The sequence below is a fragment of the Micromonospora sp. CA-246542 genome (assembly GCF_050942905.1).
Taxonomy (GTDB): Bacteria; Actinomycetota; Actinomycetes; order Mycobacteriales; family Micromonosporaceae; genus Micromonospora.
The window spans coordinates 2,753,392-2,777,968 of record NZ_CP192040.1 but is presented as its reverse complement, the minus strand read 5'-3'; the positions used below and the strand labels follow the sequence as shown (position 1 = coordinate 2,777,968).

15 protein-coding genes and 3 pseudogenes are annotated in these 24,577 nt (G+C 73.9%); 2 read left to right on the top strand and 16 right to left on the bottom strand.

Going from position 1 to position 24,577, the window contains the following annotated elements:
• Positions 1–76 precede the first annotated feature (76 nt).
• The 6 genes from ACQP0N_RS12990 to ald all read right to left on the bottom strand — a co-directional run bounded on the left by ACQP0N_RS12990 (position 77) and on the right by ald (position 6,191).
• Positions 77–847 carry a pseudouridine synthase gene (locus ACQP0N_RS12990; protein ID WP_355050187.1) on the bottom strand — a complete coding sequence of 257 codons (771 nt, stop codon included), beginning with the start codon at positions 845–847 and terminating at the stop codon, positions 77–79.
• Positions 834–1,667 carry an SMC-Scp complex subunit ScpB gene (gene scpB, locus ACQP0N_RS12985; RefSeq protein ID WP_433121603.1) on the bottom strand — a complete coding sequence of 278 codons (834 nt, stop codon included), beginning with the start codon at positions 1,665–1,667 and terminating at the stop codon, positions 834–836. The genes ACQP0N_RS12990 and scpB overlap by 14 nt, the downstream gene beginning before the upstream one ends.
• Positions 1,668–1,992: 325 nt before the next feature.
• Positions 1,993–2,937, bottom strand: coding sequence for a segregation and condensation protein A (locus tag ACQP0N_RS12980; protein WP_433120258.1), 945 nt, complete (start codon positions 2,935–2,937; stop codon positions 1,993–1,995).
• Positions 2,938–2,978: 41 nt separating this feature from the next.
• The gene (locus ACQP0N_RS12975) at positions 2,979–3,902 is read right to left on the bottom strand and encodes a ParA family protein (RefSeq protein ID WP_355050189.1); all 924 of its coding nucleotides are present in this window, start codon (positions 3,900–3,902) and stop codon (positions 2,979–2,981) included.
• A gap of 181 nt (positions 3,903–4,083) precedes the next feature.
• Positions 4,084–5,079, bottom strand: a complete 996-nt coding sequence (locus tag ACQP0N_RS12970; RefSeq protein WP_433121601.1) for a site-specific tyrosine recombinase XerD — start codon at positions 5,077–5,079, stop codon at positions 4,084–4,086.
• Positions 5,076–6,191: an alanine dehydrogenase gene (ald, locus tag ACQP0N_RS12965; protein WP_433120255.1), complete on the bottom strand. Its 1,116-nt coding sequence runs from the start codon at positions 6,189–6,191 to the stop codon at positions 5,076–5,078. The genes ACQP0N_RS12970 and ald overlap by 4 nt, the downstream gene beginning before the upstream one ends.
• A 225-nt stretch (positions 6,192–6,416) precedes the next feature.
• Here ald and ACQP0N_RS12960 point away from each other — a divergent pair, with 225 nt between their 5' ends.
• Positions 6,417–6,740 (top strand): TM2 domain-containing protein, encoded by a 324-nt coding sequence (locus ACQP0N_RS12960; RefSeq protein ID WP_433121598.1) that lies wholly within the window; start codon positions 6,417–6,419, stop codon positions 6,738–6,740.
• A 159-nt stretch (positions 6,741–6,899) separates the two neighbouring features.
• On the opposite strand, the gene ACQP0N_RS12955 is transcribed toward ACQP0N_RS12960, so the two are convergent.
• The 9 genes and pseudogenes from ACQP0N_RS12955 to recN all read right to left on the bottom strand — a co-directional run bounded on the left by ACQP0N_RS12955 (position 6,900) and on the right by recN (position 19,597).
• A complete protein-coding gene (locus tag ACQP0N_RS12955) occupies positions 6,900–7,499 on the bottom strand; it encodes an NUDIX domain-containing protein (RefSeq protein ID WP_433120253.1) in 600 nt (199 codons plus the stop codon).
• On the bottom strand, positions 7,496–9,241 hold the full coding sequence (locus tag ACQP0N_RS12950) for a CTP synthase (protein ID WP_355050193.1): 1,746 nt from the start codon (positions 9,239–9,241) through the stop codon (positions 7,496–7,498). The genes ACQP0N_RS12955 and ACQP0N_RS12950 overlap by 4 nt, the downstream gene beginning before the upstream one ends.
• Before the next feature lie 163 nt (positions 9,242–9,404).
• A pseudogene (locus tag ACQP0N_RS12945) lies at positions 9,405–11,801 on the bottom strand (hypothetical protein).
• Positions 11,801–12,948, bottom strand: a pseudogene (locus tag ACQP0N_RS12940) (glycosyltransferase family 4 protein). Before ACQP0N_RS12940 ends, ACQP0N_RS12945 begins: the two co-directional pseudogenes overlap by 1 nt.
• A gap of 31 nt (positions 12,949–12,979) precedes the next feature.
• Positions 12,980–14,662 carry a murein biosynthesis integral membrane protein MurJ gene (gene murJ / locus ACQP0N_RS12935; RefSeq protein WP_433120251.1) on the bottom strand — a complete coding sequence of 561 codons (1,683 nt, stop codon included), beginning with the start codon at positions 14,660–14,662 and terminating at the stop codon, positions 12,980–12,982.
• Between the two features lies 1 nt (position 14,663).
• Positions 14,664–15,529 (bottom strand): annotated as a pseudogene (locus ACQP0N_RS12930) (hypothetical protein).
• 43 nt (positions 15,530–15,572) lie between these two features.
• Positions 15,573–16,514, bottom strand: a complete 942-nt coding sequence (locus tag ACQP0N_RS12925; RefSeq protein WP_355050198.1) for a copper transporter — start codon at positions 16,512–16,514, stop codon at positions 15,573–15,575.
• A gap of 27 nt (positions 16,515–16,541) precedes the next feature.
• Positions 16,542–17,720 carry a putative cytokinetic ring protein SteA gene (gene steA, locus ACQP0N_RS12920; RefSeq protein WP_433120249.1) on the bottom strand — a complete coding sequence of 393 codons (1,179 nt, stop codon included), beginning with the start codon at positions 17,718–17,720 and terminating at the stop codon, positions 16,542–16,544.
• 119 nt (positions 17,721–17,839) lie between these two features.
• Positions 17,840–19,597, bottom strand: a complete 1,758-nt coding sequence (gene recN, locus ACQP0N_RS12915) for a DNA repair protein RecN (protein WP_433120247.1) — start codon at positions 19,595–19,597, stop codon at positions 17,840–17,842.
• 102 nt (positions 19,598–19,699) lie between these two features.
• Here recN and ACQP0N_RS12910 point away from each other — a divergent pair, with 102 nt between their 5' ends.
• Complete coding sequence (locus ACQP0N_RS12910) at positions 19,700–20,719, top strand: helix-turn-helix domain-containing protein (RefSeq protein ID WP_433120245.1); 1,020 nt, start codon at positions 19,700–19,702, stop codon at positions 20,717–20,719.
• 54 nt (positions 20,720–20,773) lie between these two features.
• On the opposite strand, the gene ACQP0N_RS12905 is transcribed toward ACQP0N_RS12910, so the two are convergent.
• Complete coding sequence (locus ACQP0N_RS12905; protein ID WP_433120243.1) at positions 20,774–24,493, bottom strand: S8 family serine peptidase; 3,720 nt, start codon at positions 24,491–24,493, stop codon at positions 20,774–20,776.
• Positions 24,494–24,577 lie beyond the last annotated feature (84 nt).

Below are 24,577 nucleotides of genomic sequence, written 5' to 3'. Positions count from 1 at the left end.
CGACCCACGCCACCCTCCGGCGGCCGCTTCCGGCCGCTGCGGAGCCTACCGGCAGCCGTACCCCGAAGCCCGGGGGTCAGTCACCCACCGCGCGGAACAGGGCGGCGACCTCCGCGTTGGTCAGGCGCCGCAGACGCCCGGTGCGCAGGTCGCCCAACCGGATCGGACCGATGGAGGTACGCACCAGACGGGTGACCGGGTGCCCGACCTCGTCCATCAACCGCCGGACGATGTGCTTGCGCCCTTCGTGCAGGCTCAGCTCCACCTGGGCGCTCTTGCCCAGGGTGCCCACCACCTTGAACGAGTCGACCTTGACCGGCCCGTCCTCCAGTTCGACGCCCGCGAGGAGCCGCTTGCTCAGGTTGCGCGGGATCGGCCCGACCACCTCGGCCAGGTAGGTCTTCAGCACCTCGTACGAGGGGTGCATGAGCTTGTGCGCGAGGGTGCCGTCGTTGGTGAGCAGCAGCAGGCCCTCGCTGTCGGCGTCGAGCCGCCCGACGTGGTACACCCGCTGGTCCAGCCGCCGGCCGATGAAGTCGGCCAACTCGGTACGGCCCTTCTCGTCCGCCATGGTGGTGACCACACCGCGCGGCTTGTTCATCGCCACGTAGACCAGGCGGACGTCGACCTGGAGGCGCTCGCCGTCCACGTGGATCACGGCCTGGGCCGGGTCGACCTTGTCGCCGAGCTTGGCGACCCGCCCGTCCACGGTGACCCGGCGCCGAAAGATCAGGTCCTCACAGGCGCGCCGGGAACCCACGCCGGCGGCGGCGAGCACCTTCTGCAGGCGTTCCGCGCCCTCGTAGACGGGGGCGTCGGACTTCGGGGAACGGTTATCGGGTCGCATCAGCAAGCTCTTCTACGTCGTCGGGCAGGAAGGGTGCGAGGGGTGGCAATTCGTCGACGGTGTTCAGCCCGAGCTTCTCCAGGAACAGCGTGGTGGTCCGGTACAGGAACGCCCCGCTGTCCGATTCGGTGCCGCACTCCTCGACGAGACCGCGAGTGACCAGCGTACGGATGACGCCGTCGCAGTTGACACCCCGGATGGCCGAGATCCGCGACCGAGTCACCGGCTGCTTGTACGCGACCACGGCCAGGGTCTCCAGAGCCGCCTGGGTCAGCCGCACGGACTGCCCGTCCAGGACGAACCGCTCGACGTACGTAGCGTATTCCGGCCGGGTGTACAACCGCCAACCGCCGGCGGCCCGGCGCAGCTCGAACCCGTTCCCGGCGGCCGTGTAGCCGGCGGCGATCTCGTCGAGCACCGGCCCGATCCGCTCGGCGGGCTGCTCCAGCACCTGGGCGAGGACCAGCTCGCTGACCGGTTCGTCCACCACCAGGAGGATCGCCTCCAGCGCGCCGCGCAGCTCGGCGTCGGGCAGCTCGGGCGCGGGCTCCGGCACGACCGCCGGCCGCCGCCGCCCGACGGGCTCCCGCCGAGGTACGCCCCGAGCCGCACCCGCCGCAGCGGGCTCCCCAGCCTCGGCGGGCACGCCGGCCTCCGGCACGACCGCCTCGGCGGGCACGACCGGCTCGGCGAACTCGATTGGCTCAGCGACCTCGACCCGCTCGCCGGGCACGACCGGCTCGCCGGACTCGATTGGCTCAGCGACCTCGACCGGCTCAGCGGGCACGCCGGCCTCCGACACAACCGCCTCGGCGGGCATGAGCGGCTCGGCGGCCTCGATTGGCTCAGCGACCTCGACCGGCTCAGCGGGCACGCCGGCCTCCGACACAACCGCCTCGGCGGGCATCAGCGGCTCGGCGGGCATGAGCGGCTCGGCGGCCTCGACCGGCTCGCGCGTGTAGCGGGGTGCGACCGGCTCGCCCGTCCCGCGGGGTGCGACCGGCTCGGCCGGTTCACCGGCGGCCGCGTCGGAGGACTCCGCCTCGGCCTCGGCAGGTGCGGCGGTGGGGGCCGGTGGGCGTGGGCGTTCCCACGGGGGAACCCAGGCGGCGGCCTGGTCGGCCAGGGAGTCCCGGCGCTCCTCGTCACTCATCCCGCGCACCCTCCGTCGCTTCCGTTTCGACCGGTCCGCCGGCCTCCTCCCCCGCCGCCGGCGGCTCCGGCCCGGGAGGCGGGTCGGCATCGGCGGGTGTGCCGGCGTACTCGTCGACGTGCAGTTCGGTCTCGCCGTCGGTGGGCCCGGTCCAGCGCACGGTCAGCTCCTCCAGGGCCTGCTCCTGCACGAAGGCCACCAGACCCTCCCGGTACAGCTCCAGCAAGGCCAGGAACCGCGCCACCACCTCAAGGGTGGCCTCGCAGTCGGCGCAGAGCAGCGAGAACGTGGCCGTGCCGGCCCGGCGGAGCCGGGCGGTGAGGATCGCCGCGTGTTCCCGCACACTGACCCGCACCATGTGCACGTGGGCGATGGACACCTCCGGCGAAACCTTCGGGGTCATCGCCTTCACGGCCAGTTTCAGCAGCCGCTGCGGGCCGATGCCGAGCACCAGGTCGGGCAGCGCCTCGGCGTAGCGGGGTTCCAGGCTCACCGCCCGGGGGTAGCGGCGGCCGCCGACCGCTTCCAGCTCGGCGATGTGTGCCGCCGCCTCCTTGTACGCCTTGTACTGCAGCAGCCGGGCGAAGAGCAGGTCCCGGGCCTCCAGCAGGGCGAGGTCCTCCTCGTCCTCGACGTCGGCGGCGGGCAGCAACCGGGCGGCCTTCAGGTCGAGCAGGGTCGCGGCGATGAGCAGGAACTCGCTGGCCTCGTCCAGGTCCCAGTCGTCGCCCATGGCGCGGATGTAGGCGATGAACTCGTCGGTGACCGTGTGCAGGGCCACCTCGGTGACGTCGAGCTTGTGTTTGCCGATGAGTTGCAGCAGCAGGTCGAAGGGGCCGGTGAAGTTGGCCAGTCGCACCGTGAACCCGGTCGGCTGCGCACCGTCGACCACGGCCGGATCGGCGGTGTCGGGCGGGTCCAGGGGTGGCGCGGTCACCGCACGACCGTAGTCCACGAGCCGGGCACCGGGACTTCCGGCTACCGCTCCGACTGGGCGGCGATCACCTCGCGGGCCAGCTGACGGTAGTTACGCGCCCCGGAGGAGGCCGGGTCCATCGTCGTGATGGGGGCACCGGCCACGGTGGACTCCGGGAACTTCACCGTCTTGGTGATGACCGTCTGGTAGACCTTGTCGCCGAACGCCTCGACCACCCGCTGGAGCACCTGACGGCAGTGGGTGGTGCGGCTGTCGTACATGGTGGCGAGGATGCCTTCGAGCTCCAGGTCGAAGTTGAGCCGTTCGCGCACCTTGTCGATGGTGTCCAGCAGCAGGGCCACACCGCGCAGGCTGAAGAACTCGCACTCGAGCGGGATGAGCACGCCGTGCGCGACGGTCAGCGCGTTGATCGCCAGCAGGCCGAGGGACGGCTGGCAGTCGATCAGGATGTAGTCGTACTCCTTGCGGACCGAGCGCAGCACCCGGGCCAGGGCCATCTCCCGGGCGACCTCGTTGACGAGCTGGATCTCGGCGGCGGAGAGGTCGATGTTGGCCGGCAGCAGGTGCAGGCCCGCGACGTCGGTCTTGATGAGGACGTCCTCAGCCATCACGTCGTCCTGCATGAGCAGGTTGTAGACGGACAGGTCGAGGTTGTGCGGGTTGACACCCAGGCCCACCGAGAGCGCGCCCTGGGGGTCGAAGTCGACGAGCAGCACCTTGCGGCCGTACTCGGCGAGGGCCGCGCCCAGGTTGATGGTGGTGGTCGTCTTGCCGACGCCACCCTTCTGGTTGGCCATCGCGATGATGCGCGCCGGACCGTGCCGATCGGTGGGCATCGGCTCGGGGATGGGCTTGCGCATCGTGTAGGCGGCCGGGTCGGCCGGACCCAGGTCGTTGCCGAGCGCGGCCTGCTGCTCGCGGAGCTCCGACGTCCACGTCTCGGCACGGTCACCGTTGCCAGCCATGTGCTCGTTGCCCCCTCCCGACGACCCACCCGGCGTCGGAGCCGTCCGACGTCCTTCGCGGCGCCGCTGCGCACCCCGGTCTGTCGCCCCAGGAGGTCCGCGCCGATGCCGACTGTACGCCACCGACCAGCAGGGCGTTCGGCACCGGCCCGGCGTGTCGGGGCGATGCCCGTCGTGGCCGTCAGTCGCGGGCGCGCGGGTGGGCGGTGGCGTACACCTCGCGCAGCCGTTCGACGGTGACGAGGGTGTAGACCTGGGTGGTGGTCACCGAGGCGTGACCGAGCAGTTCCTGGACGACCCGCACGTCGGCGCCACCGTCGAGCAGGTGGGTTGCGTACGAGTGGCGCAGGGTGTGCGGGGACACCGCCGACGGTCCCTCGACCGGCAGGCCGGCGCGGGCGGCCGCGTGCCGCAGGATCATCCAGGCGCCCTGGCGCGACAGCGCGCCGCCCCGGGCGTTGAGGAACACCGCCGGGGTGCCCCGGCCGGCGGCGGCCAACTCAGGGCGGGCCCGGACCAGGTAGGCGCGGACCGCGTCGACGGCGTATCCGCCGATCGGGACGAGGCGCATCCGGCCGCCCTTGCCGCGCAGCAGCACGGTGCCCTCGTCGACGTCCAGGTCGTCGATCGCCGCGCCGACCGCCTCGGAGATGCGCGCGCCGGTGCCGTACAGGAACTCCAGCAGCGCCCGGTCGCGCAGCGCGAGCGACGCGCCGTCACCGGTCGCGGTGACCGGACCGGTGGTCTCCAGCAGGCGGGAAACGTCGTCGACCCCCAGCGCGCGGGGCAGCCGGCGCGGCGGGGTGGGCGGGCGGACGTCGCGGCTCGGGTCCGCGCCGGCCAGCCCTTCCCGCACGGCGAACCGGTGCAGGCCACGGACCGCGCTGGCCGCGCGGGCGGCCGACGACACGGCCAGGGGCGGGTGGTCGTCGTCGCCCGCGCGCAGTCGGGCCAGGTGTGACTCGACGACGCCGGGGGCGACCGATGCGAGGTCGGCGACGCCGGTCTCGGCCAGCGTCGTGAGGTAACGCTCCAGATCCCGGCGGTACGAGGCGAGGGTGTTCGCGGACAGGCCGCGCTCGACGGTGAGGTGGTCGAGGTACCCGCGGACGGCACGGCGCAGGGCCGGCGCGGGTTCGACGCCCGCACCGGCCCGTTCGACAGTGGAGTCGGTCAGCCCAGCACCTCGGCCAGCGGGAGCACCGGCATGCCGTGCGCCTCGGCGACCGGCCCGTAGGTGACCTGGCCGTCGTGGGTGTTCAGGCCCAGCGCCAGCGCCGGGTCGTTGCGCAGGGCGTCGCGCCAGCCCTGGTTGGCCAGTTCGAGGGCGTACGGCAGGGTGACGTTGGTCAGCGCGTAGGTGCTGGTGTTCGGCACCGCGCCGGGCATGTTCGCCACGCAGTAGAAGATCGACTCGTGCACCTTGTAGACCGGGTCGGCGTGCGTGGTGGGGCGCGAGTCCTCGAAGCAGCCACCCTGGTCGATGGCGATGTCGACGAGCACGCTGCCCGGCTTCATCCGCGAGACCAGCTCGTTGGAGATGAGCGTCGGGGCCTTCGCGCCGGGCACCAGCACCGCGCCGATGACCAGGTCGGCGTCGAGGACGGCCCGCTCGATCTCGTACGCGTTGGAGGCGACGGTCTGCAGGTGCCCCCGGTAGATGGCGTCGGCCTGGCGCAGGCGGGCCACGTTCTTGTCCAGCAACAGCACCTCGGACTGCAGGCCCAGGGCGATGGCGGCGGCGTTCATGCCGGAGACGCCGGCGCCGATGACGACGGTCTTCGCCGCGTACACGCCGGAGACGCCGCCGGGCAGCACGCCCCGACCACCGCCGGTACGCATCATGTAGAACGCGCCCACCTGCGGGGCGAGCCGGCCCGCCACCTCGGACATCGGCGCGAGCAGCGGCAGCGACCTGTCGGGCAGCTCGACGGTCTCGTACGCGATGCCGGTGACCTTCCGGTCGACAAGCGCGTCCGTGCACTCCTTGGAGGCGGCCAGGTGCAGGTAGGTGAAGAGGACCTGCCCCTCGCGCATCCGGTGGTACTCCTCGGCGATCGGCTCCTTGACCTTGAGCACCAGCTCGGCGGTGTCCCACACCTCGTCGGCGGTGGCCAGGATCTTCGCGCCGGCGGCGGCGAACTCCTCGTCGGTGATGCTGGAGCCGACGCCCGCGCCGGACTCGACGAAGACCTGGTGGCCGCTGCGGGTGAACTCGTTGACGCCCGCCGGCGTGATCGCCACGCGGTACTCGTGGTTCTTGACCTCGCGTGGGATTCCGACCTTCACGATGCAGACACCTCTCTTCGGGGTTGAGTTCCCCCGACCGCTCGGCGCCACGACGGCCCCATTGCCGCCGCGGTCCACCGGTCCCGCCGGCGGCAGTCTAGGCGCGTCCGGCCGCGCGACGAGCCAGCACAGTGGCATCCGGTGCCCGGACGACCTGACGGAGTGTCAGGGCACGGACCGGGCCGGCGGTGGACGTCACCTCAGCCGTCAGGACAGTGTTCGCCCATTATCGTCCCATCTGCCGGGCGGCGGTACGGACAGCGGGCGAGTGGATCACTATTGTGTCCGCCCATGACCACTCCTGAATACCAGCCCGGGTACGCCGCGGGTTACTCCGACAAGAGCAAGGTCGTCGCGGGCATCCTCGGCATCCTGCTCGGCACCTTCGGTGCCGGTCGGTTCTACACCGGACACACCAAGATCGCCGTGCTCCAGCTCGTCGTGAGCCTGGTGACCTGTGGTGCCGGCGGCCTCTGGGGCCTCATCGACGGCATCCTGATCCTCGTCAACGGCGGCACGGACGCGCAGGGTCGCCCGCTGCGGGACTGACCGACCTTCCGTCGATCATGAGGTTAATGCCGCGACACGCCGAGGCGGGTGGCGACAACTTCATGATCGACAGCACCGCCGACAACGAAGGGGCCCCGCGGCTGACCGCGGGGCCCCTCTGGCGCGTACTCGGTGATCGGCTGGACCGAACTGCGGCGCTCAGCGCGGCAGCGGCGCCTCCGCCCGACGCAGCGCCGCGTAGCCGGTGTCCCGGCCGCGCGCCGCCGCGAGCAGGCCGGCCACCGCGGACGCGTTGGTGATCTCGCCGGCCAGGACCATGCCGACCGCCTCGTCGAGGTCGACGCGGACGACCTGGAGGTCGGCCTCCTCGTCGTGCCGCTCGTGCCGCTCGTCGGCCGGCACGTCGGCGAGGTCCCTGGCCAGGAAGACCCGGACGATCTCGTTGGTGAACCCGGGCGAGCTGTGCAGGTCGACCAGCACGTCGATCCGCCCGGCGGTCAGGTCGGCCTCCTCGGCCAGCTCCCGCAGCGCGGCGGCCGGCAACTCCTCGCCGGAGACGTCCATCAGCCCGGCCGGCAGCTCCCAGAGGTGCCGGCCCACCGGGTGCCGGTACTGGCGGATCAGCACCACCTGACCGGCGTCGTCCAGGGCCACCACGGCCACCGCCCCCACGTGCCGCACGAGGTCACGCAGCGCGGTGCCGCCGCCCGGCATGGTCACCTCCTCGGTGACCACGTCGAAGATCCGCCCGCGGTACCGCTCCTCGCGGGAACGGACCTCGTAGCGGTGCTCGGTCACGCCGACGCCTTCGTCGCGGCGCCGTTGCGGGCCGCCTTGCGCGCCGACGGGGCCTCCGCGGCGGGCTCGAGGTCGACCGGCAACTGGTCGGCCTGCGAGTACGCCACCGCGGCCTTGACGAACGACGCGAACAGCGGGTGCGGACGGGTCGGGCGGCTCTTGAGCTCCGGGTGCGCCTGCGTGGCCACGAAGAACGGGTGCAGGTCGCGGTCCAGCTCGATGAACTCGACCAGCCGGCCGTCCGGGGAGGTGCCGGAGATGTGCAGACCCGCCTTGGTCAGCGCGTCCCGGTAGGCGTTGTTGACCTCGTAGCGGTGCCGGTGCCGCTCGCTGATCTCGGTGCTGCCGTACGCCTCGGCGACGATCGAGCCCTCGGTCAACGTCGCCGGGTACGCCCCGAGCCGCATGGTGCCGCCCAGGTCGCCCTTGCCGGCGACGATGTCCTCCTGGTCGGCCATCGTGGCGATGACCGGGTGCGCGGCCTGCTCGTCGAACTCCAACGAGTTGGCGCCGTCCAGGCCGGCCAGATGCCGGGCCACGTCGATCGTCATGCACTGCAGGCCGAGGCAGAGGCCGAGCAGGGGGATGCCGTTCTCCCTGGCGTACCGGGCCGTGCCGATCTTGCCCTCGATGCCGCGGACGCCGAACCCGCCCGGGATGAGGATGCCGTCCACGCCGGCCAGGGCCGCCGCCGCGCCGGCCGGGGTGACGCACTCGTCGCTGGGCACCCACTTGAGCTGCACCCGGGACCGGTTACCGAAACCGGCCGCCCGGATCGCCTCGCTCACCGACAGGTACGCGTCGGGCAGGTCGACGTACTTGCCGACCACGGCGACCGTCACGGTGTGCCGCGGTCGGTGCACCCGCTCCAGCAGGTCGTCCCAGCTCGCCCAGTCCACGTCCCGGAACGAGAGCCCGAGCCGGCGCACCACGTACGCGTCGAGCCCTTCGCGGTGCAGCACCTTCGGAATGTCGTAGATGCTCGGGGCGTCCGGGGCGGCGACGACCGCCTCGCGGTCGACGTCGCAGTAGAGCGACAGCTTCTCCTTGAGCTTCTCCGGGATCTCCCGGTCGCAGCGCAGCACGATGGCGTCCGGCTGGATACCGATGTTGCGCAGCTGGGCCACGGAGTGCTGGGTCGGCTTGGTCTTCAGCTCACCCGACGGCGCCAGGTACGGCACCAGCGAGACGTGCAGGTAGAAGCAGTTGTCCCGGCCCAGGTCGTGGCGGACCTGACGGATCGCCTCCAGGAACGGCAGCGACTCGATGTCGCCCACCGTGCCGCCGACCTCGGTGATGACCACGTCGGGCAGGACGCCGTCCTCGTCCGGGTCCGCCATCGCCAGGATCCGCGACTTGATCTCGTTGGTGATGTGCGGGATGACCTGGACGGTGTCGCCCAGGTACTCGCCGCGCCGCTCCTTGGCGATCACGTCGGAGTAGATCTGCCCGGTGGTGACGTTCGCCTTGCCGGACAGCGCCCGGTCGAGGAAACGCTCGTAGTGCCCGACGTCGAGGTCGGTCTCGGCGCCGTCCTCGGTGACGAAGACCTCGCCGTGCTGGAACGGGTTCATCGTCCCCGGGTCGACGTTCAGGTAGGGGTCGAGCTTCTGCATCACGACGCGGAGCCCGCGCGCGGTCAACAGGTTGCCGAGGCTGGAGGCGGTGAGGCCCTTACCCAGCGAGGAGGCGACGCCCCCGGTGACGAAAATGTGCCTGGTCGTCCGTGCTGATGGGGCCAAGGCCTGCTCCCGTGTCGTCTGTCGCGGTCATGCAGACCGCCGTGCTCGATCAGCAAAGTGATCACGCGATCCACGGGATTCCACGGTAACACCTCCGCGACGGGTACTCGCAGGCCGCACCCCGGCTGGCGCCGGAACGGGCCACCCCGGCGACACCCGGCGGTCAGGAGGCGGCAACCTCGCTCGATGGCGCTGGCGTGTCCGCCGGACGCCGTTGCGCCGGAGCGGTGGCCGCAGCGCCCCCGTCGGACCCTCCGACCGTCCGGCGTCGTCGGCCTCCGGCGAGCCCAGGTCCGGCCCCAGGACGACCGTACGGGGCGGCGCGGCGGGCGCACCGCCGACCGGCCGGGGTGCCCCGCGCCGAGCGGACCACCGCCGCCGGTCGGGCCGTTCCCCCGCCGGCCGGCCCGTCGCCTCCGGAACCCGGATCGTCGTCGGCCCCATTCTCCCGCGCGCGGGCCGTGGCGGGGCGGGTCCGGTCGGCGGCGTGCCCGAGGACCCGCAGCGACGCCAGCGCCGCCAGCGGCACCACCAGGGCGGCCGCCGCGCCGGCCACGTCCAGTGCCGCGCCGTCGAGCACACCGCCCAGCACCGCCGCGACCGCCGTGCCGGCGAACGCCGCCCGCACCGCCGGGTAGATGCCGAACAGCCGCATCAGCCCACCCCACGGCTGCAGCAGGGCGAACCACACGAGCAGCCCGCCGGCGAGCGCCAGCACGGTCAACGGGCTGTTCACCAACGTCTCGAAGTTCGCCGTGCTGGACCGGTGCACGGTGAAACCGCCGGTGCCGTCGCCGACCGCGGACAGGAACCGGCCGAGGCTCCCCCGCTCGGCCGGCGGCCGGCGCAGGTCCACCACGGCGAAGCCGATACCCACCGCCAGGGCGGCCATGGTGGCCCACGCCAGTCGACTGATGGTCAGCCAGCCACCGGCGCTGATCGCCGCCGCCACGCTCAGGCCGGCGGTCAGCGCGATCGCGCCGACCGGGTCGGCGCCCAGGTAGGGGCTGCCGGCCACCACCACGGCGAGGCCACCCACGGCGACCATCACGGCGGGCCGCCAGCGACGGTGCACCCGCTGGGCGAGCCACCCGCCGGTCACCAGCGCGCCGGCGAGGAACACCCCCAGCGCGACCGTGCTCAGCCCGGCGTAGCGGCCACCCTGCAACGCCGAGTAGCCGACCACGCCGTTGAGCTGGAGGCGGGCCCCGGTCAGCACGTCCACGCCGACGACCAGGGTCGTCAGGCCGGCCACCGCGCCGACCGGGCCGAGGGTCTTCGCGTACCCGGGGCGAAGCGGACCGCGGCCGTGCCCCCGCGACCAGCAGCGCGGTGACCCCGGCGAAGATCCACCCGGGGTGCCCGCCGCGCCACCAGGGGACGGCGTCGGCCAGCAACGCGGCCGGGACGGTCAACGCCGCCGCGACCAGCAACAGCTCGACCACCGCCAGGACCCGGGCCGGGATCGGGGTCGGGCCGGTCGGGCCCGCGTGCGGCCGCGCGCGGCGCAGCAACGGCAGCACGGCCAGGGCCAGCAGCACCTGCGCCCCGGCGAGCAGGGCGAAGAACCCGCCGGAGACGGTCCGCTGGGCGGCCGCCTCCCGGTCGGCGTCCGCCGGGGCGTTGATCGCCTCCGTCAGGTCCGCCGGCCGACCGCCGGTGCTGACCGCCGGCCGGCCGAGGAACAGCCGCTCCGGCATCGGCCGGCCCAGCGCGGCCAACGCCGTCGGCGCGAGGTCGACGAGCTGGAGGTAACCGTCCCGGCCGGTGCTGGCCGAGGTGAGCCAGCCCCGCTCCCAACCCGGCCCGTCGGCGATCGCCACGTGCAGCCGCGACGGTCGCTCGGTGTCGGAGATGCCGGCGACCAGCACCAGCGACCGCGGCGGGCGGGCGGCCAGGACCCGGGCCAGTTGGGCGTCGGCGACCCGTGCCTCCTCGGCGCGGGTCGCCGGGTCGCTCCCTCGATCGTCCCGAGGTCGACGATGCTCAGGACGCACGAGCCGAGCAACCGACGCGGATCGGCCGGCAGCCCCGCGGCGTACCTGTCGACCCGGCCGAACGGCCGCGCGGCGGCCACGGCGGCGCCCGGCCCCACGGCGACCGAGCAGCGCACCGACTCCGACAGCGACCCGGGCATCGTGCCCCACGGCAGCCGCTGCTGGTTGTACTGGACCACGCTCTCCTGGTCGGGCAGGTTCGCGCCGATCCCGTCCGGCTGTTCCACGGCCACCGAGGCCGGCGGGCAGCCGCCGTCGGGGCGGGCGCCGTTCCAGCCGGCGAAACTGCCCGCGCCGAGCGTCAACCAGCCGTCCACCGGGCAGGTGGGCCGGTGCGCGGAGCGCACCGACAGCGAGCCGATCGAACCCTCCTGGGCCATCCGCCACAGCGTCGGCGTGCGCTGCTGGTCGACGTCCTCCCAGCGCAGCCCGGCGACACCGGCGAGCACCACGAAGTCGGCGGTGCGCTGCGGCGTGCCCTGCGGCGGTCGGACGGCCAGCGCGGCGACGCCCAACGCCACCACGAGCACGGTCAACAGGGCCGGGGCCAGTCGACGCACCATCAGCGGTGTCCCGTCAGGGGCGCGTCGGAGCCGGGCGCCGCCGGGTGGGCGGCCAGTTCGGCGTAGACGGCCGTCAGCACGGCGACCGTGTCCGCCTCGGTGGGCCATGTCGCCGCCCGTTCGGCGCCGCGCCGACCCAGTTCGGCCCGGGCCGCCGGGTCGTCCAGCAGCGCGCGCACCGCCGCGTCGACCGCGTCCACGTCGACCGAGGGGACCAGCGCGGCGGCGTCACCGACCAGTTCTGGCAGGCCGCCCACCGCCGTCGTGACCAGCGGCACGCCGGCCCGCATCGCCTCCTGGGCGAACAACTGCCGCGCCTCCCAGTCGCTGGTGACCACCGCGAGGTCGGCGCCGGCGAGCAGGTCGGCCACATCGGTACGGTGCCCCAGCAGGGTCACCGGAGCGCGGGCCGCCGAGATCCGCGCGGCCAACGACAGGTACGCCGGGCCGCTCCCGGCGATCACCACGACCGGCGGTGGGGTACGCGTCCGCCAGCGGGCCGCCGCGTCGACCAGCACGTCGTAGCGCTTCTGCGGGTGCAGCCGACCCACCGAGAGGATGAGCGGCTGCTCCGGTCCCACGCCGAACTCGGCGCGGACGGCGGCGCGACGCCGACGCGGCGCGGCCAGCGTCGGGGCGGCGACCGGGGCGAGCCGCGCGTCGGCGGCGCCCAGCGCGGCGGCCCGCCCGACCAGGTCGGCGGACGCCCCCAGCGCCACCCGGGCCCCCGGGCGACCACCCGCTCCACGAGCCGGGACACCCCGCCGCGCAGCCCGCCCGCGAGGACCGCGTTGTGCCAGGTCACCACGAGCGGGGCGAACGGCCGGGCCAGTACGGCGACGAGACCGGCGCGCAGGCCGTGCGCGTGCACCACGTCGACCCGGGCCGCGGCGAGCACCCGCCGCAGGGCGAGCACCGCCCGCGCGTCGGCCGGGGTCGGGCTGGCCGGGATCTCCACCGGTTCGAAACGCGCGCCGACGCCGGTGAAGTCGAACTGCTCCTGCGTCGCCGCCGGCCCGCAGACCAGCACGGTCGCGCCGGACGCGACGAGCCCGCGCGCCACCGAACGGACGTGCTGGCCGACCCCACCGGTGCTGGACGCCAGCACCAGCGCCACGGCGCCCGACCAGCCGTTGGTCTCCGTCATGCCGGCCACCGCCGGTTGGTGTTGACAACGCTCACCGAACCGCCGTCTCCTTCCCGTCGCCCCGCTCCGGGGGCACCGCGCCCGGCGTGGACGTGCCGGCCCGGCCCCGCCGGAGGCGGCGGGCCACCCCGGTCAGTAGCGGCCGTACGTCCCGTCGGTCGACGAACCAGACCACGACGAGGAACACGACGCCGACCAGAACCCCGGACAGCATGCCCTGACCGAGCGCCACGGCCGTCGTCGGGGTACCGCCGTCCAGCCTGTCGAGCCAACGGCTCAGGCCCAGCCCGGCGAGCGCGGCGAGCAGGCCGGCGAGGACGCCGGCCGACCCGGCGCGCGCCGACCCGGCCAGCGCGGGCGCACCGGCGGCCCGCGTCACCGCGACGACCAGCAGCGCGCCCAGCACCACCATGCCCACCGAGTTCGCGGTCGTCACGGCGAGCACCCGGTCGGTCAACGGCAGGATCCGGCCGAGCGCCAGCACCGCGACCGGCACCACGAGGAAGCCGACGGCGGTCGCCACCGTCGCCGCCCGGGTCTGCCCGCGTGCGTAGAGCGCCCGGGTGAGGATCGCGAACAGACCGTAGCCGACCAGGCCCGGGGCGTACCCGATGATCGCGGCGGCGGCCGTGGGCGCGGTGGACGCGGGAAAGAAGAAGTGCCCGATCGGCCCCGCGGTCCCGACCAGCGCGGCCGCGCCGAGGCAACTGAACAGCAGCACCCCGCGCACGGCCGGCGCGAGGGTCGACCGGTAGGCGTCCTCGTCGCCGGCCGACCGGGCCGCCGCGAGGGTCGGGTAGGCCGCCACGGCCACCGGCACCGCCAGCACCGCCCACGGCAGCAGGTAGACGGTCTGCGCCAGGTTGTAGACGCCGGGGTTGCTGCGCGCGCCCGCCGTCACCTGGTTCAGGCTGACGATCAGGGCGATCTGCTGCGTCGTGACGGTGACCGCGCCCGCCACCGCCAGCGCGCCGACCCGGGTCCGCGCGTCGGCGGGGAACCCGAACCCGGGCCGCACCCCCAGGCGCAGCCGGTGGACGGGGATGAGCAGCGACAGCGACAGCACCACCACGCCGAGGGTCGTGCCGGCGGAGAGCAGCACCTCGCCGCCGGGGCTCACCCCGGCGACCGTGGCATAGCGGCCCTGGGTGGCGGTGAACCCCAGGTAGACGACGATCACGGTGAGGCTGGAGAGCAGCGGGGCGAGCACCGGCCAGGCGAAGCGGCGGTGCGCCTGGAGCACGCCGGTGAGCACGATGCCGACCCCGTACAGCGGTAGCTGCGGCGCGAAGATCCGCAGCATCCGTACGCCGCTGTGCTGCTGGGCGTCGGTGAGGTGGTGCCCCAGCGACTCCACCACCGGGCCGGCCGACAACGCCACGAGCAGCGCGAGCGGCACCAGCAGGGCCAGCGTCCAGGTCAGCAGCGCGCCGGTGGTCCGGGCGACCGTCGTACGGTCACCGGCCTCGACCGCGCCGGCCAGCAGCGGTACGACGAGGCTCGCCAACGCGCCACCGGCGACGATCTCGAAGATGAAGTTCGGCACCGCGTTGGCCACCACGTAGGTGCCGCCGAGGTCGGTGTTCCCGAGGCTCCAGGTGAACAGGGCGGTCCGGCCGAAGCCGGCGAGCCGGCTGAGCACGGTGAGGACGGCGATGAGCGCGGCTGCCCCGGCCAGCCGGCCGGCGCCGGCGAGGGGGGCCGGTCTGGTCACGTCAGTCGGTGCGCCGGCCCAGTGCGTCGAGCTCCCGCAGGCCCGGGGTCCGCTGGATCACCGCCGTGAAGCTGACCTTCTCGCTGGCGGCGGTGAGCCCGGCCAGCACGGCGAGCAGGCCGGCGCGACCGAGCGGGCCGGTGCGGGCGGCGAGCGCCACACCGAGCAGCGCGCCGAGCGCGTTCGCGCCGCTGTCGCCGACCATGACGTTCTCGGACAGGTCGTCGCCGAGCAGTCCGGCGGCGGCGCCGGCCGCGCCGGCGGCGATCCCGCCGTGCGGGCCGCCGGTCAGCGGCGCGCCCAGCAGCAGCCCGGACTTGATGGCCCGGCCGGGTCGCAGGTCGAGCAGGTTGAGCAGGTTGGCGGTGCCGGCGATCACGCCAGCGCCGAGCAGCACGTCGACTCCCCGGCCGAACGCGCCGTGGCGCTGCCGGCGCGGGTGCGCGGCGACGCGGGGGTCGGCGGCGAGCAGCGCGGCGGCGCCCAGCCCGGCCGCGCCCACCCCGACCACCTTGACGAGCCCGGCGGTGACCCGTCCCTCGCGCAACGCGGCGAGGTGCCCGGCGAAGCCCTTGGCCGCCTTCTGCTCCGGTCGTGCCCCGACCACGTCGTCGTAGAGCCCGACGCCACCGGCGCCGAGGCCGGCGACCAGGGCGGCGCCCCGGAGGCGGCGCTCGTCGCGCCGAACGCGCCCGCGGCGGTCGCGCCGGCCGCGAGCGCCGGACCGGCGGCGAGGGTCACCGTACGGCCACGGAAGTTGGTGCGCTCCAGCGCCGGCCCCACCGGGGCGGTCCGCACCTCGCGCAGCGCGTACCGGGCGGCGGCCGCTCCGGCGGCGGCGACCAGCAGCCGTCCCAGCGTGCTCATGCCGGCACCTCGTCGATTACGGACACGGCGGTACGTCGTTCGCTCACTGGGGCAGTCTAGGCAGCAGGGACGCCGCGTTGTCGCCGACGCCGTACTGACCGGCCTTCTTCTCGGTGAGCTGCTGCACCAGCGCCAGGCTGGTGACCAGTTGCCCCTGGACGGTGTTGGCGTTGTCGACGGTCGAGATGGTCTGCGACAGCACCGGGTCGCCACGGACCACGGACACCACGTTGCCGCCGGCGGAGCCGTTGCCGCCCACCACGATCGCCCCGGTCCGGTCGAACTGTTCGGCGATCTTGACGACCGACTCGTCCCGCTTCTCGGAGTCCTTGTCGACGTACGGCTGGCCGCTCACCACGACGACCGCCTCCGCCGGGCCGGTCACCTTGTTGTTGTCGGTGGTCAGGTAGCCGGCGTTGTTGTACGCGGCGAGCACCGCCCGCCGGTCGGCGTCGCTGACCGGCGCGGTGCCCTGGGCGCGGTCCAGCAGGACGCTGGCCAGCAGCGCGCTGGACGTCTCCACGCCGTGCCCGTTGCCGGGCAGGCCGGTGGTCTGCGCGGTGGGCCGGGCGGCGGTGACGGCCAACTCCAGCAGGTTGGAGTTGTTGTCCGGGTTGATGAACTTGTCCTGCAGGTCGACCCGACCGGTAATGGTGGCACCGGCCTGCTGCAGCTTCTTGAGCACACCCTCGGTGTGGTCACGCCCGTTCGGCAGGCTGAGCACCACCACCCGGCGTCCGGTGAGGGTGCCCGGCAGGACCACCTGGGACATCTCCTCGGCGAACTCCTCCTCCAGACCGAGCTGCTTCTCCATGTTGGCGACCTGCTGACGCCACTGCTGGTTGTCCTTGCGCAGCCCGGTGACCTGCTGCTTGAGCGAGTCGGCGACCGGGCCGTTGAGGGCGGCGGTGCCGACCACCAGGCCGATCGCCAGAGCCAGGAAGACCGCGGTGAGGGACACCACGTGGTAGCGGAAGTTGATCACGCTTGCAGCCTCTTGATCGCTCGGGAACTAGAAGAGCCGGTACAGCTGGAACACGAAATTGTCCCACCACTCGGCGACCACACCCAGGTACGCCTTACCGACGGTGGAGACCGCCACCGCGGAGGCCATCGCCGCGATCGCCGAGAGCACCAGCAGCAGCAACGACGAACCCGAGATGCTCTGCCGGTAGAGCCGGCTCACGCCCTTGGCGTCGACCAGCTTGCCGCCGACCTTCAGCCGGGTCAGGAACGTCGAGGCCATCCCGCCACGCCCCTTGTCGAGGAACTCGACGAGCGTGGCGTGGGTGCCGACCGCGACCAGCAGGGAGGCGCCCTTCTCGTCGGCCAGCAACATCGCCAGGTCCTCGCTGGTCGCCGCGGCCGGGAACGTGATGGCCGGGACGCCGAGCCCGTTGACCCGGGGCAGACCGGGCGCCCGCCCGTCCGGGTAGGCGTGCACGATCACCTCGGCGCCGCAGCGCAGGACGTCGTCGGTGACCGAATCCATGTCCCCGATGATCATGTCAGGGGTGTACCCGGCCTCGACCAGCGCGTCCGCGCCGCCGTCCACGCCGATCAACACCGGCTTGAACTCCCGGATGTACGGGCGCAGCACGTCCAGGTCGGCCTTGTAGTCGTAGCCGCGCACCACGATCAGGCAGTGTCGGCCCTGGATCTGGGTCTGGATGTCCGGTACGCCCACGCCGTCGAGCAGCAGGTCGCGTTCCTGGCGCAGATAGTCCATCGTGTTGGCGGCGAACGCCTCCAACTGCACCGACAGCCCCTCCCGGGCGTCGGACATCGCCTTGGCGACCGACTCGGCGTCCTGCAGGGTGCCGTGCGCCACCGGCTCCTCGCCCGCGAACACGGTGTTGCCCTCGACGCGTACCTGGTCACCCTCGCGGATGCGCTCGAAGACGCCCTCGCCGAGATCGTCCAGCAGCGGGATCCCGGCGGCGATCAACACCTCCGGGCCGAGGTTGGGATAGCGGCCGGAGACCGACGGCTTGGCGTTGAGGACCGCGGCGACACCGACAGCGACCAACGAGTCGGCCGCCACCCGGTCCAGGTCGACGTGGTCGATGACCGCGATGTCACCGGGGCGAAGCCGACCGACCAGGCGTTTCGTCCGGCGATCAAGGCGCGCGGCGCCGAGGACTCTGCCCGGTTCGGCATTCCGGTTCCGGCGCAACGTGGGTAGACGCATCGTGACCATCCTGGCATGTGAGGCAGGCTTTTCTGTCGCGACATGCCTGAGCAGGGCCGCCTACCCAGGGAAGCACACGCCGACGCGCGCCGGTGTGCTTGCGCCCACAATACGCGGCGTCACAACCGCCTTTCCTTCGCCGCGACGGCCAGAAGCTCCTCGGCGTGGGCGATACCCAGATCCGAATCGGGCAAACCGGCCAGCATGCGGGCCAGTTCGCGGGCGCGTTCGGTGTCCTCCACGACCCGTACGCCGCTGGTCGTCACCGCGCCGCCGGTGTCCTTCGCGACCACGAGATGCCGGTCGGCGAACGCGGCCACCTGCGGCAGGTGTGTGACGACCAACACCTGGTGACTGCGGGCCAGCCGGGCCAGCCGCCGGCCGATCTCCACCGCGGCCTGACCGCCGACGCCCGCGTCGACCTCGTCGAAGACGAGCGTGGGCGGGCCACCGGAGCCGGCGAAGACCACCTCGATGGCGAGCATCACCCGGGACAGCTCACCGCCGGAGGCGCCGCGCTGCAACGGCAACGACGGCGCGCCCGGGTGGGCCAACAGCCGCAACTCCACCTCGTCGCCGCCGTCGGCCGCGACACCCACCTCGACGCCGTTGACCGTCAACGACGGCTCGGCCCGGCCCGCCGGTCGGGGCAGCACCGCCACCTCGATCCGCGCGTGCGGCATCGCCAGACCGGCCAACTCGACGGTGACCTGGTCGGCGAAGCGGACCGCCGCCTCCTGCCGGGACACCGACACCCGGGCGGCCAGGTCGGCCACCTCCGCGGCCAGCCGCTGCCCCTCCCGGTCCAGCTCGTCGAGCAGATCGTCGGAGGTGTCCAGGTCGGACAGTCGGGTGCGGGCCCGCTCGGCCCACGCGACGACCCCGTCGACGTCGTCGGCGTACTTGCGGGTCAACGCGCGCAACGCGGCCCGCCGCTCGTAGACGTGCTGCAACCGGGCCGGGTCGGCGTCCAGCGTCGCCAGGTACGCCGACAGCTCGGCCGACACGTCGGTGACCAGGGTGGCCGCCTCCTCCAGACGGGCCGCCAGCTCACCCAGCGCGGGGTCGGTGCCGGCCTGCGCCTCCAGGGTGCGCCGGGCCGTGCCGAGCAGCGACGCCGCGTCCGGCGTCTCGTCGGCCGCGTCCGCGCCACCCGCCACGCACTGCTGGGCCAGCTGCGCGGCCGTACGCAGACCCTCGGCGTGCTCCAGCCGCTGCGCCTCGGTCTTCAGCTCGTCGTCCTCGCCGGGCTGCGGGTCGACGCGGGTGATCTCGTCGAGGCCGAGCCGCAACAGGTCGGCCTCCTGGCTGCGCTCGCGGGCGTTGCGCCGCCGGTCGGCCAGGTCGTCGACGACCCGCCGCCAACCGGTGTACGCCTCGCGCAGCGCGTCGAGCAGCTTCTCGTGCGCCGGCCCGGCGAACCGGTCCAGCGCGGCCCGCTGCTCGGCCGGGCGCAGCAGGCGCAGCTGGTCGGACTGACCGTGCACCGCCACCGCCTGCTCGCCGACCTCGCCGAGCATCGACACGGGCATGCTGCGGCCACCCAGGTGGGCCCGCGAGCGACCCTCCACGGTCACCGTACGACTCAGCAGCAGCGAGCCGTCCTCGTCGGGCTCGCCACCGGCGTCGCCGATCCGGGCGTGCACCGTGTCGGCGACGCGACCGGTGAGGCGCAGCCGTCCCTCGACCACGGCCCGGCCCGGCTGGGCACGCACCCGCCCGGCGTCGGCCCGGCCGCCGAAGAGCAGGCCGAGGCCGGTGACCACCATCGTCTTGCCGGCACCGGTCTCGCCGGTGATGACGTTCATGCCGCCGGTCAACGGCAGTGTGGTGTCCTCGATGACGCCGAGTCCGGTGATGCGCAGCTCTTCCAGCACAGCACCCGACAGTAGACGCGTGGGCCGACAGTTGACCAGCCGACGGGCCCCACGACCGGGCCGCGCTGCGGCCGTTACCTCCCCGACGTACAGTCTTGCCCCGTGTTGGACGTGATCGGCCTGACCCCCGCCGAGGAGGAGCTGTACCGCTGCCTGCTCCAGCTCACCACGGCTCGCGTCGACGAGCTGGCCGGCCGGCTGGGACGGCCCCGGGCGCAGGTCGTCGAGCAGATCGAGGCGTTACGGGCCAAGGGTCTCGTGCAGCCCACCGAGAACGACCCGGACGGCCCGCTGCGCCCGACCGCGCCGGATGTCGCCCTCGGCGCCACCCTGCTGCGCCGCCAGGAGGACCTGGAGGCCGCCCGCCGCCGGGTCACCCAACTGGCCGAGGAGTACCGCGCCGGCCTGCGCCGCCACCACGTCGACCACCTGGTCGAGGTGATCCGTGGCGGACGGACGCTCCGCGACCGACTGCGTGACCTGCAGAACTCGGCCCGCGAGGAGGTGCTGTGGTTCTGCCGCGCCAACCCCCTCGCGATGGCCGGCCCGGAGAACGTCGAGGAGTTCGACGCCCTCGCCCGCGGGGTGAGCTACCGCGCCATCTACGAGCGGGACCTGCTGCTGGAACCGGGCGCGCTGGCCGACCTGGGCAAGGGGGTCGCCGCCGGTGAGCAGGCCCGCGTGCTGGACCGCCTGCCGGTCCGACTGGCCATCGTGGACGGGCGCACCGCCATCTGCCCGCTGGTGCCCGACCGGTACGGCGGCGAGCCGAGCGCCGCGGTGATCGGTCGCAGCCAACTGCTCGACGCGCTGCTCGCCCTCTTCGAGAGTCACTGGCGGGTCGCCACCCGACTGCGGCTCGACGACCCGCTCGCCGGAGCGACAACCGAGCACCGCCGCGACACCGGCGACGACCGTCCGGCCGACGGCTACCGGCCCGACGCCGACGAGGCGCGACTGCTGTCGCTGTTCGTGGCCGGCGTACCGGACAAGTCCATCGCCTCCCAACTCGGGGTCAGTCGCCGGACGGTGCAGCGCCGCCTCGCCGACCTGATGGACGCCGCCGGCGTCGACACGCGTCCCGGACTGGCGTTCCAGGTCGCCCGGCGCGGCTGGCTCTGACGACGCGGCCGGGCCCACCATCGACACGACGGTGGGCCCGGCCGGGTTCGACGATCAGCGCAGCCCGTACGCCCGCAGCACCGTCTGGTCGACGGTGTTTCCGGCCCGGTCGGCGGCGTGCACCCGCAGCGACACCGTTCCGCGTCCGGCCGGCACCGTCGCCGTGTAGCGGACGCCCGACCCGTGGGTCGGTACGGACCGCCAGGTGACGCCCTCGTCGAAGGAGACCTGCACGGTCACGCCGACGCCCTTCGGAGCGGCCACTCCGGCGGGCTGACGCAGGGTCAGCCCCACCTGGTGCGGGCGGTTGCCGGGCACGGTGCCGGACAGGTCGGCCGGCACCCGGTAGTCCACCTGCAGCAGCGACAGCGGCGTCGCCGCCGCACCCGCCGGGCGGGCCGAGGTGAACTGCCACGCCGTGTCCGTCCGGGTGCCGTAGCGCCACCCGTCCGAGGCCCGCCGCGTCGTCACGTCGAGGCGGTAACGGGCCGCCCCCGCCGTGGTCGACACCGGCGTCCAGCCCTCGGACAGGTCGGCGATCTGCCGCCCGTCCCGGCTGAGGCGGGCCTCGACGTCGTCCGACTCCTCGCTGTTGCCCGCCACGCTGTAGTGCCCGTCGGCGTCGACGAACTCGGGCACCCGCACGTCGAGAACGTCGCCCTTGCGCGTCGGCACCGGCACGCCGGTCGCCGGCACGGCCGGACGGACCACCGGAGCGTGCCAGGACTCGGTCTCGCGGTCGTCGGCGGCGTACCGCCGGGGCTCCTGGGTGAGCCCGCCGGTCAACTGCCCCCACTGCATGAACATCTGCTTGTGCAGCACCCGGTGCTGCCACCAGTTGTCACCGGCGCTGACGAACTCCTGCCGGGTGGTCCCGTTGTGGACCAGGCGCTGGTCGTCGTTCCAGGCGTACTCCTGCCACGGACGCCAGCCGAACCGCTCCTCGGTGGCCCAACCCGCGCCCGTGTCGCCGTAGCGCGCGGTCACCTCGGCGGTGTTTCCCGCGTTCACCGTGTGCAGGATGCGCTCCGGCACCCGCCCCTTCGACACCTGCCACACGTCGTACAGGTAGGGGCTGTCCACGGTCAGCGTGAGGTCCAGCGTCGCGCGACCCGTTCGCGCCGCCGCGATGAGCCGCTGCCCGTCGTCGTACGCCACGACCATCGCCGGGACGGGAAGCCGCTCCCCCTCGGGACGCCAGACCGTCCACGCGCTCTGGTCCCCGGGGCGGACGATCAGCACCGCCGCCGCGCCGGCCGCCGCCGCCGCGGCCACCTGCTCCTCCTCGCTGCGGTTCTCATCGGTGGTGAGCAACGCCGCCGCGCCCCGCACCCGGGTCAGCTCGCCGGGCGTGCCGGTGCCCGCCCAGACCAGCGGCAGCTTCCGTCGCCCGGTCGGCGCCGGGGACGAGCCCAGCAGGTTGATGTCCGACGGCGCGGACACACCGGTGACCCTGGCGTCCACCATGGGCGCGACGAGCTGCCAGCGGGAGGCGAACTCGAACTCACCCTGGCGCACCGGACGGGTCGGCGTGACGTTGACCTGCTGGACGGTGCTGTACGCCATGACGCCGTGGTCGATCTGCCGGCCGTTGCCCAGCACCCGGTGGACGTAGAAGCTGAGGGTGGCCCGCTGCTCGCTGGGCTTCGGCGTCTCGACGCGTACCGGCGTGCCCTTACGGGCGTCGAGCACGACGGTCAGGTCCCGGTCGACGGTCAGCTCGGGTTCGACGGTCTGGGTCAACTGCTCGTCCAGGGGAGCGCCGTGCTCGATGAGCGCGGTCAGCAGATAGGTGCCCTCCTCGACCCGCAGGGTGCCCTCGCCGGGCCACCAGCCCCAGTAGTCCGACTCGGGCTGCTCACCGAAGAGGGTCAGGGCGGGCGAGAGGGTCGGCTGACCCTGCCGGCCCAGCACCTTGATCGTGACGTCGTGCTGCGGCCCGCTGACGGTGAGGCCCACCGGGGTACGCACGGCGACGCCGTCCGCGCCGGTCGCCACCAGGGCGCCCCCGTGCGGGCCCCGGGCCAGCTTCGCCGGGTCCGCGCGCAGCGGCACGGCCACGCTGCCGCCCGCCGGCACGGTCACCTCGCCCGCGCCGACGGCGACGCCGTCGGTCTCGGCCGCGCCGGTGTCCAGGTTGCGCAGCTCCAGGGCCAGGCGCAGGGTCCGCGCGACGGAGGTGCCGTTGGTGTACGTCACACTGCGCTCGACCACCGGCCCGCCGGTGGTGACCCGGCCGAAGTCGGCGGTGGCCGACCCGTACACCCGTTGGGTGAGCGCCCGCGCCACGTCGACCCGACCACCGCCCTGCTCGAAGACGGTCAGCTCCGGGTTCGCCTTCGTGGTGCTGACCAGCGCGTCCTTGAGCGCGCCGGCGTTCCAGTCCGGGTGGTCCTGGGCGAGGATCGCCGCCGCGCCCGCCACGTGCGGGGTTGCCATGGACGTTCCGGACGCCGCCGTGTAGGCGTCGTCGACCGGCGTACCCATGATGGTGCCGGCGGCCCGCGCGGCGATGATGCCCACGCCCGGCGCGGTGATCTCGGGCTTGATGCCGTTGTCACCGACGCGCGGTCCCCGGCTGGAGAAGTCCGCCAGGTTGTCGTCGCGGTCGACCGCGCCGACGGTGAGCGCCGCCGTGGCCGCGCCGGGCGCGTTGACGCTCCGCGCCTCGCCGGAGTTGCCGGCGGCGATCACGAACAGCGCGCCCGTCTCGGCGGTCAGGTCGTTCACCGCCTGGCTCATCGGGTCGGTGCCGTCGGTCGGGCCGCCGCCGAGGCTCATGCTGACGACCTTCGCGCCGGAGTGGGCGGCCCACTCCATGCCGGCGATGATGGCCGAGTCGTAGCCGGCGCCGCCGTCGTCGAGCACCTTGCCGACCAGCAGCCGCGCGCCCGGGGCGACGCCCTTGCGCAGCCCCGCCGACGCCGCTCCGCCGCCCGCGATGGTGGCGGCGACGTGGGTGCCGTGGCCGTGGCCGTCCCGGGCGCTACCGCTGCCGGAGAAGTCCCGCTCCTCGGCGATCCGGCCGGCCAGGTCGGGGTGGGTGGCGTCGACGCCGGTGTCGAGCACGGCCACCGTCACGCCACTGCCGTCGCGGCCGGCCGCCCAGGCCGCCGGAGCGCCGATCTGCGGGACGCTGTGCTCCAACGTCGGGCGTACCCGGCCGTCCAGCCAGACGTGGGCGACGCCGCCGCCCAGCCGGGGCGCGGCGGTCGTGGTCCGGGCGGTCGGCGTGCCGGCGAGCGTGGTCCACAGGCCACCCAGGTCAGCCTTGCCGACCCGCAGCGCGGCCCCGTTGATGCTCGGCAGGGGCCGGGCGTCGGTGACGCCGCCGAGCGGCCGGACCCGGCCGGCGGACGGCTGCTGGTAGCGCACGATCAGCGGCAGCGCGCCCTGCGCCGCGTCGCCGTAGCCGTCGGCGGCCAACTCCTGCACGTCGAACAGGTTGGCGTCGAGGACGCCGCTGGAGATGAAGGGCGCGACGTCGCTGGGCAGGACCCGCAGCCCGCCGTCGACCTCGAGGGTCTGGAAGATGATCCGCTCCCGCCCGGGCCCCGGGCGTACGGTGGCGGCAACCCGACCCGGCGCGGCCGGCGACAGTTCGACCTGGTCGCCGGTGATGAGGGTGATGCGGACGGGCGCGACGGCCGGGGCGGACGCGCCCCGGCTCGGGCCGGTGGGCCGGACGGACGGCTCGGCGGAAGCCGGCGCGGCGAGGCCGACCACCAACGCGCCGACCGCGCCGGCGCTGAGCCAGCGGGGGGACCAGTGCATGCGATGCGCTCCTTCACTCCTTCGGGCCCGACATCCGTGGATGAGGACCGATGGGAGTCTGCGACGCAGCGCACAACCAGGTCA